9 protein-coding genes are annotated in these 12,151 nt (G+C 66.9%); 4 read left to right on the top strand and 5 right to left on the bottom strand.

The window, feature by feature from the left end; all coding sequences use genetic code 11:
- Window positions 1-108: 108 nt before the first annotated feature.
- A complete protein-coding gene (locus AC3G88_RS19105; RefSeq protein ID WP_488773405.1) occupies window positions 109-318 on the bottom strand; it encodes a hypothetical protein in 210 nt (69 codons plus the stop codon).
- A gap of 61 nt (window positions 319-379) precedes the next feature.
- Here AC3G88_RS19105 and AC3G88_RS19100 point away from each other — a divergent pair, with 61 nt between their 5' ends.
- The 3 genes from AC3G88_RS19100 to AC3G88_RS19090 all read left to right on the top strand — a co-directional run bounded on the left by AC3G88_RS19100 (window position 380) and on the right by AC3G88_RS19090 (window position 6,022).
- On the top strand, window positions 380-3,658 hold the full coding sequence (locus AC3G88_RS19100; RefSeq protein WP_488893775.1) for an autotransporter outer membrane beta-barrel domain-containing protein: 3,279 nt from the start codon (window positions 380-382) through the stop codon (window positions 3,656-3,658).
- A gap of 63 nt (window positions 3,659-3,721) precedes the next feature.
- Window positions 3,722-4,417 carry an HD-GYP domain-containing protein gene (locus AC3G88_RS19095; protein WP_488893774.1) on the top strand — a complete coding sequence of 232 codons (696 nt, stop codon included), beginning with the start codon at window positions 3,722-3,724 and terminating at the stop codon, window positions 4,415-4,417.
- A gap of 159 nt (window positions 4,418-4,576) precedes the next feature.
- Window positions 4,577-6,022 carry a DUF1254 domain-containing protein gene (locus AC3G88_RS19090; RefSeq protein WP_488773408.1) on the top strand — a complete coding sequence of 482 codons (1,446 nt, stop codon included), beginning with the start codon at window positions 4,577-4,579 and terminating at the stop codon, window positions 6,020-6,022.
- A 107-nt stretch (window positions 6,023-6,129) separates the two neighbouring features.
- Here the strand turns inward: AC3G88_RS19090 and AC3G88_RS19085 are convergent, their stop codons facing one another.
- The 4 genes from AC3G88_RS19085 to AC3G88_RS19070 form a co-directional block, all read right to left on the bottom strand.
- Window positions 6,130-7,284, bottom strand: a complete 1,155-nt coding sequence (locus AC3G88_RS19085; RefSeq protein WP_488773474.1) for a DUF3300 domain-containing protein — start codon at window positions 7,282-7,284, stop codon at window positions 6,130-6,132.
- A gap of 5 nt (window positions 7,285-7,289) precedes the next feature.
- Window positions 7,290-8,198 carry a DUF2950 domain-containing protein gene (locus AC3G88_RS19080; RefSeq protein WP_488773409.1) on the bottom strand — a complete coding sequence of 303 codons (909 nt, stop codon included), beginning with the start codon at window positions 8,196-8,198 and terminating at the stop codon, window positions 7,290-7,292.
- Between the two features lie 153 nt (window positions 8,199-8,351).
- Window positions 8,352-9,587 carry an NADH:flavin oxidoreductase/NADH oxidase family protein gene (locus AC3G88_RS19075; protein ID WP_488773410.1) on the bottom strand — a complete coding sequence of 412 codons (1,236 nt, stop codon included), beginning with the start codon at window positions 9,585-9,587 and terminating at the stop codon, window positions 8,352-8,354.
- Window positions 9,588-9,738: 151 nt separating this feature from the next.
- Window positions 9,739-10,569, bottom strand: coding sequence for an alpha/beta fold hydrolase (locus AC3G88_RS19070; protein ID WP_153948297.1), 831 nt, complete (start codon window positions 10,567-10,569; stop codon window positions 9,739-9,741).
- 254 nt (window positions 10,570-10,823) lie between these two features.
- Here AC3G88_RS19070 and AC3G88_RS19065 point away from each other — a divergent pair, with 254 nt between their 5' ends.
- The gene (locus AC3G88_RS19065; protein ID WP_488773411.1) at window positions 10,824-12,128 is read left to right on the top strand and encodes an MFS transporter; all 1,305 of its coding nucleotides are present in this window, start codon (window positions 10,824-10,826) and stop codon (window positions 12,126-12,128) included.
- Window positions 12,129-12,151: the final 23 nt, after the last annotated feature.

The raw sequence follows: 12,151 nt of genomic DNA, 5'->3' as shown, positions 1-12,151 counted from the left end.
CGCGATTCCGGCCAGCCGTGCTGGCTCCCTGCATGGGGAAGCATGCCCGTTCGGGCGCGTGATGCCGCCGGCCAGTATCGGGCGCAGCATGCATGCCCGGCTCGCCATTCACTGCAATCGTTCCAGCGAGAGGTTTGCAAGCATGGTCAGATGCCGGTCCTGCGCCCGATACCCATTCCTGATCGTCGCCATGTGCATGGCGCCCGGTGTTGTCAGATCGGCGCTGGCCGCCACGTACGGCCCGGGGAACATCACCACGCCAATCATTGTCAGCACCGCCGACGGGACGGTCGCCGGGTCGACGACGATAACGGTCACGGGCAACGGTGTCAGGATAAATGCCGGCCGGACGGCTACGCTGGACCCGACTTTCGGTACTTTGCCCGGCCCGATCGTCCTCAATACCACCGGCTATGGCCTGTATGTGTATGGCGGAACCGGTGTCATCCGCCCTGGGACGGGCGGGGTATCGATCACGACCAGCGGAACCGGCACCAGTGCCACGGGCATCCTCGTCCAGACCGCTGGAGCAGCCGGCGGCACCTTGAATGCAGACGGTGTGTCGATCGCGACGAGCGGCAACAGCGCGAACGGCCTTTGGGTGTACGGTACCGGCGCCAATGCCACGGTAAGCCATGCACGCATCGCGACGGGCGGGGCCAGCGGCGCATCGACGCTGGCATTCGGCATGATGGTGAACGGCGGTGCCAGCGGATCGATATCGAACTCGACCATCTCGACGACCGGCCCGGGCGGGTTTGGCGTCTACGTAGCGGGCGCCGGCAGCAGGGCATCCGTCACCAACGTCGATATCACGACGGCGGGCAGCACGTTCCTGTCGGGCTCCGAGAACGGCGCCTACGGCGTCGTGGCGTCCGGCGGTGCGGCGGTCACGGTCAATGGCGGCAGTGTCACCACATCGGGCGCGTTTGCGGGCATTACGGGGGCCTACGGCGTCTTCGTCAAGGATGCAGGATCGAGCGGCATCGTATCGGGCACGACGATCACGACCACGGGCCAGATCGGCGGCGCCATCAGTGCGCGGCTTGGCGGGACCGTGCAGGCCGATCACGTGACACTCAGCACCTCCGGCGAGGTCGCCGCCGGAAACATCGGTTCCTATGGCTTCAACATGCAGGAAGGGTCCAGCGGCACGCTCACTGCCAGCTCGATCAAGACCTATGGCACGACGGGCGTCGGCCTGCGGGCCTCGGAGTCGTCGTCGATCAACGCAAGCACCACAACCGTGGAAACGTTCGGTACAAACGGCACCGCGGCGTCGGCATCCGTCGGCGGCAATATCACGGTGAACGACACACGGTTTCAGACCCACGGCACGAGCGCCGCCGGGTTGCTGGCCTCGGGCACCAACGCGGCGGGCAACAGCCCATCGCGTGTGACGGCGACGGGTGGCAGCATTGCGACCAGCGGTGCCTGGGCGCACGGGGCCTTGGCGCGGGGCGGCGGTGCGATATCGCTCGACACCGTTCCGGTCACGACATCGAACCAGCACGCTATTGGCCTGGCCGCGACCGGCGCGAACAGCCAGTTGCAGGCGAATGGCGGCAGCGTGACGACCACGGGGCTGGACGGCCACGGGGCCTATGCGGAGCAGGGCGGCCTGCTGACCCTCAATGGGACGACGATCACCACCAGCGGCGATGGCGCCCATGGTCTGGTGGTGGATACCACCGCCACCGCCATCGTCCAGCCTGCCGCGGGAGGCGGCAATGCTTCGCTTGCCACCGCCGGCGCCAATGCCGACGTCGTGCGTGTCGGCAGCGGGGGAATCTTCACCGCGACGGGGGCCACGCTCCATGCGTCGGGGACTGGGGCCAATGGACTGACACTGATGGGTGGCACCGGATCAGTCGGCCTTGGCACGACCCTGACCGGTGCAAGGGACGGCGCGGCCGATGCCAGTGGCGGGGAATCCGAGCTGCTGCTGGCGCCCGCGTCGGTGATCGCGCCATCGCTGCTGCCGAAGGCCACCACGCCGCTGTCCGTGGAAACGGCCAACCTGACGGATACCGTGCTGAAGTCCGATCAGGGGGCCGCCATCGCTGTCATCGGACCGGACGCCACCGTCAACCTGACGCGCTCCACGGTCTCCGGCGCCACGGCGCTGCTGACCGTCTCGGCCGGTGCGGCCGGCCCCGGCGTGGGCGTGGTCAACGCCGACGCTTCCACCTTGACCGGCGCCGCGCTCACCGATGCGGCCAGCACATCGACACTCAATCTGGCAAACGCCAGCACCTGGCATGTCACGGCGAACTCCACGCTGACGAACCTTGCCAACAATGCCAGCCTGATTGCGTTCACGCCGCCGGCAACGGGAGGATTCAAGACGCTGACTGCCCAGCACTACAGCGGCACGGGTGGCGTCATCGCGCTGAACACGGTGCTTGGCGCGGACGGCTCCGCATCGGACAAGCTGGTGATTCATGGCGGCACGGCCACCGGCACGACCGGCCTGCGGGTGACAAACGCTGGCGGCGCCGGGGCGCTGACCGTCGCCAACGGTATCCAGGTCGTGGACGCCATCCAGGGCGGCACCACTGCCGCCGATGCCTTTGCGCTCGATGGCCGCGCCGTCGCCGGTGCCTACGAGTATCGGCTGTTTCGTGGCAGTGTGGATGGATCCAACGCGGATGCGTGGTATCTGCGGTCGGAGGCGGCGTCGCCAGCCCCCGATCCGCTCTATCGCCCGGAGATCGCCGCGTACCTTGCCAACCAGCGGCTGGTGGGCGAGATGTTCGTGCATAGCCTGCACGACCGCCTGGGAGAGCCGCAGTACGTCGAGGGCCAGGGCTTCAACCCGGAGCAGGACAAGCCGCGCGCCGGCTGGCTGCGGGTGGTGGGCAACTGGCAGGGCAGCAAGAGCGCCAACGGCATCTTCACCGCGCGCACCAACTCGTTCCTGTTGCATGGCGGCGCCGAGCTTGCCAAGTGGAAGGTGTTCAGTGACGGGGCGGATCGCGGTCACCTGGGCCTGATGGGCAGCTACGGCTACGCCAATACCAATGCGTCCGCGCAGGGGAACCCGTTCTCCGCAAAGGGCACGGTCGAAGGCTGGAGCGTGGGCGGGTATGGCACCTGGTACCAGAACGACGAGCACAAGCTCGGGGCCTACGTGGACACGTGGTTCCAGTACGGCTGGTTCACCAACCATGTCGACGGGCAATACCTGCCATCGGTCCGTTACAACGCCCAGGGCTGGGCCGCGTCGGGCGAGACCGGCTATGCCGTGCCGCTTCGCAATGACTGGGTGATCGAGCCGCAGGGGCAACTGATCTATGTGGGCTACAACGAGTCGGACGTCACCGAGCCGAACGGCACCAGCGTACGGGGTGCCAACGCCCACGGCTGGATCACGCGCCTGGGTGCGCGCTTCCACCGGACCTTCGTGCGTCCGGAGGATCGCAAGATCCAGCCGTATCTGACGCTGAACTGGTGGCACACCAGCGTATCGAGCAGCATATCGTTCAACGACCTGCCGCTGGGCAGCATGTATCCGAGCAACCGTTATGAAGTGAAGCTTGGCGTGAATGCCGATCTGGGCAAACGCTGGACGGCATGGAGCAATGTGTCGGGCGCGTGGGGCGCGCAGAGCTTCTACCAGTATGCCCTCAGGGTTGGTGTGAAGTACGCGTGGTAGGCGTCGCCGGGGCCCAATCCCGCGTGTCGGGTGCAGTGATATTGAACGATCCGGGGGATCTCAATGACGACTGCAAATGAAATGCTGATCAGGCATGCGCTGTCCTATGCGCGACGGATTGGGCGTCCGATCGGGCCCTTCCATCGCGACACCCGCCTGCATCTGGACGACGTGGAGATCGCGCGCCATGGCTACAGGACTTCCCAGATTGTCCGCGTCATGCTGAAGGTATTGCGAACATGGAACCTGGATGGGTACGTCATCAGCGCCGAACAAGCCAGCTTGTTCGTGGTGGGTGCCCGCCATCACGACATCGGAAAGATCGGGGTGCCGCCGGAAGTCCTGCATAAGCCCGGGAAATTGAGCCAGGCCGAATACGGTGCCATGAAGCGCCACACGACGATGGGCAGCGATATCGCCGGGGCGACGCGGCGCGATTGCGCCACGCTGGCCGCGCAACTGCAATCCGTGGAGGAAGTCGCGCACTACCATCACGAGCGATGGGACGGTTCGGGGTATCCCGCCGGCCTTCGCGGGCGGGACATCCCGCTCTCCGCCCGCATCGTGGCGCTCGCCGATTCCTACGATGCGATGGTGAGCGCGCGGGTCTATAAGCCGGGCATGCCACACGAACTGGCCATGGCGGCCATTTGCGACGGGGCGGGAAGTCTGTATGACCCGGCGCTGGTCGACGTGTTTGCCGTCGCACTGGCAACGCCGCCGTTTCGTCCGGACCCGTTACCCGCTGGCCGGCCATGATGGCTCTGGCACCTGTCCATTTCTCTTAAATCTCTCCATCAAAACATTCAACATCGGGCCGTCATGGGGCAGGTGTGCCTTGCGATATGCTCGATCGGCAATTGCCATGCCTGCCATGATCCACATGGCGCGGCATGCCAACTTCCACGGAGAATCCGCATGACACGTTCCAGGATGATGCTGTTCACGCTGCTGGTAGCGGCATCGGCCAGCAGCTTCGCCCAAGGCGCCACGGGGTATGTATTCGAGCGCGGCTATCCGACGGCGCAGACCACACAGGCCGCACGCAACGATGCGGATTTCCAGCGCGCCATGACGGCGTATCGGTTCTGGTATCCGACGGTCTCGGTGGAAGGTATCTTCAACGGCAACCGGGAACTCGGGATCAAGGATGGAGAGTCGTGGGGCATGGCGGCGGCCGGTCCGAGGCAGGTCGGCTTCACGCTGAATTCCGACACGCCCTATGCATCGGCCGTGATCGACCTGAGTCAGGGCCCGGTCGTCATCGAGCTGCCGCCCGGCCCCTATATTGGCCTGGTAGACGATCACAACCAGGGTTGGGTGCAGGACGTGGGTATTCCGGGGCCGGATGCCGGCAAGGGCGGCAAGCACCTGGTGGTGCCGGCCGGCTACAAGGGAAAGATCCCCAAGGGCTACCACGTTGGCACGTCGCCTTCAGTAAAGAACCTGTTCGCGGTGCGCGCGCTGCCGGTCGGCGGAGACCTGCCCCGCGCGCTCAATGCCCTGCGGGCGATCCGGATCTACCCGCTGTCGTCGGCGGCGAGTCCGGTGCCGCTGAAGCTGGTCGATACGACCGAGCAGCGCATGGACAGCTCGTCGCTGCGCTGGGAAGGCAATCTCCAGTTCTGGCAGGTGTTGCAGAAGATCATCGACGAGGAACGGATCGTGCCGCAATTCCTGCCCATGTACGGCTTGCTGGCCGAACTGGGTATCGAGAAAGGCAAGCCGTTCCAACCCGATGCACGCATGAAGGACATCCTGGAGCGCGCGGCCAGGGCCGGGCGTGACCAGATGCTGGTGTCGGCCTTCGACAGCGCCCGCCCCGACCGGGTGAACTGGCCTGACCGGAAGTGGGAGTGGGTCGGCCTGACGCCGGGCAGCGCGCAGTTCGAGACGCCGGCAGGCATGGACCTGGAATCGCGCGACCGCTGGTTTGCCCAGGCCATCGTCACGTCGCCCGCCATGTTCCGGCGCAGTGCCGGCGCTGGTTCGCTGTACTGGATGGCCGTGCGCGACGGCAGCGGGGCATTCCTCGATGGCGGCAAGCACTACAAGGTGACCTTGCCCCAGCCGGTGCCCGGCAAGCTGTTCTGGTCGGTCACCATCTACGATGCCGAAACGCGCTCGCAGGTGCAGACCGACCAGGACAAGGCAGCGCTGCGCTCCTTGTTTGAACTCAAGGATGTGCCGACTGACGCCCCGCTGGATCTCTATGTGGGCCCGACCGCGCCGGCCGGCAAGGAAGGCCGCTGGATCAAGACCACGCCGGGCAAGGGATGGTTTGCCTACATCCGCATCTACGGCCCGGAGGCGGCGGCATTCGACAAGAGCTGGAAGCCGGGCGACTTCGAACCGGTGAAGTGAGCCGGTCGCTGCCTGCAGGCCCGGTATGAACGAACGGGGCGCGGCGATGCCGGCAGCGACGCCGGCAGTGACGCCGGCAGTGACGCCGGCAGCCGCAGGGGCTTCGCCTAGCGCCGCCCACCCCGGCCGCCGCCGCCGAATCCACGCCCACCACCGCCGCCGCCACGGAAGCCGCCGGCATTTCCACGATTCGAGCCTGAGCCCAGGCTCGAATTGCCGCGGTTCATGTCGCGTTGCATCTCGCCACGGCCATTGCCGACCCCGTTGAACCCGCTGTCACGGCCCGCGCTGCCGTCGCGGCCCCGGAACCCATTGCGGGCTTCCGCGCCGGGCGAACTGCGTCCGAACCGCTCGCGCGACGCGCTATCGCGGTAGGCCACGCCCTGGCGATGGCGGGCGTCATGCTGCCAGCGGTCTCCGCTCAGCTTGCTGGCATCGAAGTTTCGGTCGATATTGCGGGCCTTGTGATGTTCGACATGGACGTTGTTGTTGTTCCAGTCGCAGTTGCCGAAGATCGCCGCTGCCGTGATCAGCCCCACGCCGAACGCGATGCCCGAGCCGTAGCCGGGATAGTAGGCGGGGTAGGGCGGCCAGTAGTAGTACGGGTACGCGGGATAGGCCCACGGGCCGTACACGACGCCGGGGTCGTACGCCGGCACGTAGATGGTCTGCGGGTTGGCGGGCTCGATGATCACGACGCTCTGGCCCGCCGCGGTGGTCTGGGTGGTGACCGTCTGCTGGGCGTTGGACTGCAGGTTGCCGGCCTGCCGCGCCTTGGCGCGCAGCCGCTGGATGGCATCGAAGACATCCTTCTGCTGCGCCAGGAAGGCATCGCCCAGATTCTGCGTCCAGTCGATCTTGTCGTTCATCGGCGCCAGCACCTGCGGAAAGGCCAGCATCGACTTGACGCTGGCGTCCCACGGCTCGCTTTGCGCGGCCTGGATGGCGGCGTCGCCTTTCAGGTCCGGATGGGCTTTGAGCCAGCGGGCGGCCAGGACGATTTCCATCGGGTAGGTGGATGCCATCAGCACCTGGGACAGCAGGCTGTCCGGATACAGGGCGATGGGCGCCACCAGCGCCTCGATCTCCTCGGGCTTGTACGCGGCACCGGCCGGTTTCTGCACGGCGGCCAGGCGGGCCTGGTCCAGTTGGGCCTGGGCAGACGCCGGCGATGGCGCGGCGCTGTCCGGGGCGCCCGTGGTTGGCGGGTGCGTCTGGCACCCCGCCAGCATCAGCGCGACGCAGCCCGTTGCGATGGCCATGCGCTTCATGGGGATACCCGCCTCCAGCCCGGGGCTGGATCGAAGGTCTCGGTGCCGGACGCCTTCATGTCGGTCTGCGGGCCGAGATTGCGTTCATAGACGATGCCGAGGTGATTCACCATGAACGTCATCACGCCGGTGTCGCCATAGCGCACGGGCCAGGCGATCACCGCGAAGCCCCCGAAGAGCTTGCCGTCCACCATGTAGTTCATTGCGCCGGACTGGGCATGCTTGCCCTGTGCCCTGAGGAGCTTGAAGCGGTATCCGTTGTAGCCGTCCTCGCCCTGGTTCGGGCGGCTGGCATGGCTGAAGGCCTCGCCAAGCGGGCTCGGCGGCTCGCTGGGCCCGGTCGGCCAGTACAGGCCGTCGTGCCTGCCCGGCGAACTCGCCAGCTTGCTCGCGTAGACGTGGAGCTTTTCGCCGTCGTGCGTGGTCTCGGCGTAGTCGTCCTGCGCGTCCCGGATGGCCAGCAGGGTTTGTATCGCGGCAAGTTCGTTGCGGCCAATCCGGCGCACGCGCATTTCCTGCAGGCCGGCCCGGGTGTCGAATTGCCAGCCCGCCGGGCGTTTCACCAGCGGGACGGGCAGGGTCCAGCCGTCGTCGCCCACGACGATGAATGCATGGCCATCGGCCGTTCGAACGGTGTGGGACACGTTCCACGCGCGCACGAACGTCTCGCGGGCCGCGTCGCCGACGGGCGGGACGATGGCCCGGAAGTCATCGCCGAGCATTTGCGTGAGCGCGGGCTGGTCGTCAGCCAGCACGGCCTGGCCGAACGCCAGCATGCCGTCCTGGGCGGTGCCAAAAAGCTGCTGGGCCAGCGCCACGGGGGCCAGCAGCGATAACACCGTCGCCAGGCCCCACGATCGTGGCGAACCCAGGCGCATCCGAAATGGTCCCGGCCGCATGGTCATGTCATGGCTTCCTTTGCGCGTGGTGCCGGACATCGGCTGGCGCGGGCGGCGACGTTCCCGGCGGCCCGGCGGCCCGCCCGCTACTTCATTTTATGGGCGGGCGGACGGGGCGCAATGGCACTTTGGGGTAACCCGTGCGGGCCCCCGGGACACTCAGGCCCTGACGCGCTGCGCCGCCCAGCGCCGATACTTGCGTGCGCGGCAGGCATCGGACATCTGTTGCAGGATCAGCGCGCGCAACGGCGACACCCCGGGGTGGGTGGCCTTGCCCCGGCTCAGGTTGCGCAGCTGGAACTTGACCGCCGCCATGTTGGCCAGCGACGCCAGCGCCTTGTTTTTCCACGTGATCGGCGGCAGCGCCGGTGCGCTGTCCTTGCCGGCCAGCCAGTCGCGCGGCAGGTTGGGGTTGATGGCCAGGGCGGTGCCGATGCCCACCATGTCCACGCCGCTGCGGATCACCTGCTCGGCCACCGGCTGGCGGCGGATGCCGCCCGTGACCATCACGGGCATCGTCGCCACGGCGCGGATGTCCTGCGCGAACTCGACAAAGTAGGCTTCCCGGGCCAGCGTGCGGCCGTCGCGCGCCTGACCCTGCATGGCCGGCGCCTCGTAGCTGCCGCCCGACAGTTCCACCAGGTCGACGCCCAGGTTGTCGAGCATCTTCACGACCTCGCGGGCGTCCTCGACGCTGAAGCCGCCGCGCTGGAAGTCCGCGGAATTGAGCTTGACCGCGACGGCGAACCCCGGCGAGACCGCCGCCCGTACCGCCTTGACGATCTCGACCAGCAGGCGGGCGCGGTGCTCCAGTGGGCCGCCCCAGGCGTCGTTGCGCAGGTTGGTCAGCGGCGACAGGAACTGGCTAAGCAGATAGCCGTGCGCAGCGTGGATCTGGACACCCGTGAAGCCGGCCTGTTCGCCCAGTTGCGCGGTGCGGGCAAAGCGCCGGATCACATCCTCGATGACGTCCTGGGTCATCGCCTTCGGCGGGCTGAAGTGCCTGGACATGTTGCCCAGCGCCATCGGCACGGCGGAGGGCGCCCACGTGGGCTGCCGCAGGCTGGCGGGCATCTGGCGGCCGGGATGGTTGATCTGCAGCCAGAACTGCGCCCCGTTGGCGCGCCCGGCGCTGGCCCAGCGCCGGAACCTGTCGAGGTGCGTGGCGTCTTCCAGCACAACGCCCCCCGGCCCCGTCATGGCGCGGCCGTCCACCATCACGTTGCCGGTCAGCAGCAGGCCGGCGCCGCCGTCTGCCCACGCCCGGTACAGGCGAATCAGCGCGTCGGACGGCGCATGGTCGGCGTCAGCCATGTTCTCTTCCATCGCGGCTTTGGCGATGCGGTTCGGAATGCTGGAACCGTTGCGAAGGACGAGCTTGTCGAACACGTTCATGAGGTCACCTCGTTGGATCGAGGCTCGACTCTAAGATTAAAGTCAACTTCAAGGTCAAGGCCTTTTTGTGCGACCGGTCCGGCCGCGCCATGCAAAAGGCCCGCCTCGGAAATCGGGGCGGGCCTGCTGGAGGGATCGATGTTAAAGGTGATTAGCTGCGCACAAACGCCAGCAGGTCGGCATTGATCGTGTCGGCGTTGGTCGTGGGCATGCCGTGTGGAAATCCCGGGTAGGTCTTCAGCGTGCCGTTCTTCAGCAGCTTGGCCGACAGCGGGGCCGAGTCGGCATAGGGCACGATCTGGTCGTCGTCGCCGTGCATGACCAGGACCGGGATCGTGGCGCGCTTCAGGTCCTCGGTGAAATCGGTCTGCGAAAACGCCACGATGCCATCGTAGTGGGCCTTCGCGCTGCCCATCATGCCCTGGCGCCACCAGTTGCGGATGACCCCTTCGGACGGCTTGGCGTTGGGCCGGTTGTAGCCATAGAACGGTCCGGTGGGAATGTCGAGGTAGAACTGCGCGCGATTGGCCGCGACCTGCGCCTGGAAACCGTCGAAGACGTCCTTGGGCAGGCCGCCCGGGTTGCTTTCGGTCTTGACCATCAACGGCGGCACCGCGCTGACGAGCACGGCCTTGGCGACGCGGTCCTCGCCATGGCGGGCAACGTAGTGGATGACCTCGCCGCCGCCCGTGGAGTGGCCAATATGGACGGCCTTCTGTACGCCCAGGTGTTTCACCACGGCCGCCACGTCGTCGGCGTAGTGGTCCATGTCGTGTCCGTCCCAGACCTGGCTGGACCGGCCATGGCCGCGTCGGTCATGGGCCACGACCCGGTATCCCTGCGCCAGGAAGAACAGCATCTGGGCGTCCCAGTCATCGGCGCTCAGCGGCCAGCCGTGATGAAAGAAGATCACCTGTGCGTCGCGTGGTCCCCAGTCCTTGTAGAAGATATCAACGCCGTCGCTGGTTGTGACGTATCCCATGATTCGCTTCTCCTGAGTGGTGCGGCCATCAAGCCTCGATGCGGGAATCCGGCGGGCGGCGCTGGTACGCCGCGGCCGGGCGCGGCCCGTCGTGCCGGGAATTGTCCAGCGCATCGTTCGGGCCAGAGACCACTGTAGGATTGAAGTCCACCTCAGGGTCAAGCTTTTTCAGTTGGTGAGAACTGGCGACCGCCGGGGCCGGTGCCCCGATTTTTTCCTACACTTACTCCGGGCAGGCTCAGGCAGGTGCGACGATGCGGGCCGATTCTGGTCGTGGGGACGACACGGGCAGCGACCGAACGCTGGTGTATTTCGGATGGCTGACGTTGTTCGTCTACCTGGCGACGCCGGCCGGCGCCCTGGTCGACATCCAGACGTCGTACATGCTCAAGAACGAGCTGCACGCCACGGCCACGCAGATTTCCACGTTCCGGCTGGTGACGGGCATCCCCGTCTATGTGGCGTTCGTGTTCGGGCTGGCACGCGACCAGTGGAGCCCGTTCGGCATGCGCGATCGCGGCTATTTCCTGGTCTTTGCGCCGCTGACGGCGCTGGCCTGCGTCTGGATGGCCCATTCGGGCTTTTCTTATCCGGGCCTGCTGGTGGGCACGCTGATGGCCATGCTGGCATTCCGCTTCGTGGCGGCGGCCTGTCAGGGGCTGATCGCCCTGGTCGGCCAGGAAAAGCTGATGTCCGGCCGGCTCAGCGCGCTGTGGAACGTGATCAGCGCCGTGCCGGTGGTGGCAGGCGCCTTCGCTTCGGGCTACGTGTCCGACCACCTGGCCGCCAGGCAGGCCATCTACCTGGTGGCCGTCTTCAACCTGATGATCGTGGCGTTGGCGCTCTGGAAGCCGCCGTCGGTGTTCGGGCAGCTCTATGACCGGAGGCAGGCCCGCGCCACCGACTTCGTGGGGAACATCAAAAGGCTGGTCCGGCACAAGGCCGTCTATCCGGCGGTGCTGATCTGCTTCCTGTGGAACTTCGCCCCGGGTTCGGCCACGCCGTTGCAGTTCTACCTGACCAACGAGCTGCATGCGTCGGACAGCGTGTACTCGTACTACAACGGCATCTTCGCCGCCGCCTTCGTGCCGACTTTCCTGATCTACGGCTACCTGTGCAAGCGGGTCGCGCTGGGCAAGCTGCTGTGGTGGGGCACGATCATCGCCGTGCCGCAGATGATTCCGCTGGCGTTCATCCAGTCGGCCGATCTGGCGCTGGTGCTGGCGGCGCCGACCGGGCTGATGGGCGGCATTGCCACCGCCGCCTACCTGGATCTGGCGATGCGATCCTGTCCGCCCGGCCTGCAGGGCACGCTGATGATGCTGGTGGATGGCGTGCTCGCGCTGTCCGGGCGTGCCGGCGACCTGCTCGGGTCGTGGATCTACAACAGCGCGCCGTCGCACGGATTCGTGTACTGCGTGATGGCCACCACAGCCGTGTACGCGCTGATCCTGGCCTTGATTCCGCTCACGCCCAAGGCGTTGATTGCGACGCGCGATGGCGAGCCCGTCGCGGAGGACCCTGCGCCCGCGTCGCCGCCTGGCCGGGAGCCCGCCTGACCGGCGTCACCTGCTGGCCTGAG

The sequence above is a fragment of the Cupriavidus sp. 86D6 genome, from assembly GCF_057815095.1.
This window is presented reverse-complemented; position numbering and strand designations above follow the sequence as displayed.

Bases quoted from the DNA above. Each gene is read 5' to 3' on its own strand.
- AC3G88_RS19085 (WP_488773474.1), bottom strand. From the start codon at position 7,284: ATGGCCATCGCAACGGGCTGCGTCGCGCTGATGCTGGCGGGGTGCCAG.
- AC3G88_RS19080 (WP_488773409.1), bottom strand. From the start codon at position 8,198: ATGACCATGCGGCCGGGACCATTTCGGATGCGCCTGGGTTCGCCACGA.
- AC3G88_RS19070 (WP_153948297.1), bottom strand. From the start codon at position 10,569: ATGGGATACGTCACAACCAGCGACGGCGTTGATATCTTCTACAAGGAC.
- AC3G88_RS19065 (WP_488773411.1), top strand. From the start codon at position 10,824: ATGCGGGCCGATTCTGGTCGTGGGGACGACACGGGCAGCGACCGAACG.
- AC3G88_RS19095 (WP_488893774.1), top strand. From the start codon at position 3,722: ATGACGACTGCAAATGAAATGCTGATCAGGCATGCGCTGTCCTATGCG.
- AC3G88_RS19075 (WP_488773410.1), bottom strand. From the start codon at position 9,587: ATGAACGTGTTCGACAAGCTCGTCCTTCGCAACGGTTCCAGCATTCCG.
- AC3G88_RS19090 (WP_488773408.1), top strand. From the start codon at position 4,577: ATGACACGTTCCAGGATGATGCTGTTCACGCTGCTGGTAGCGGCATCG.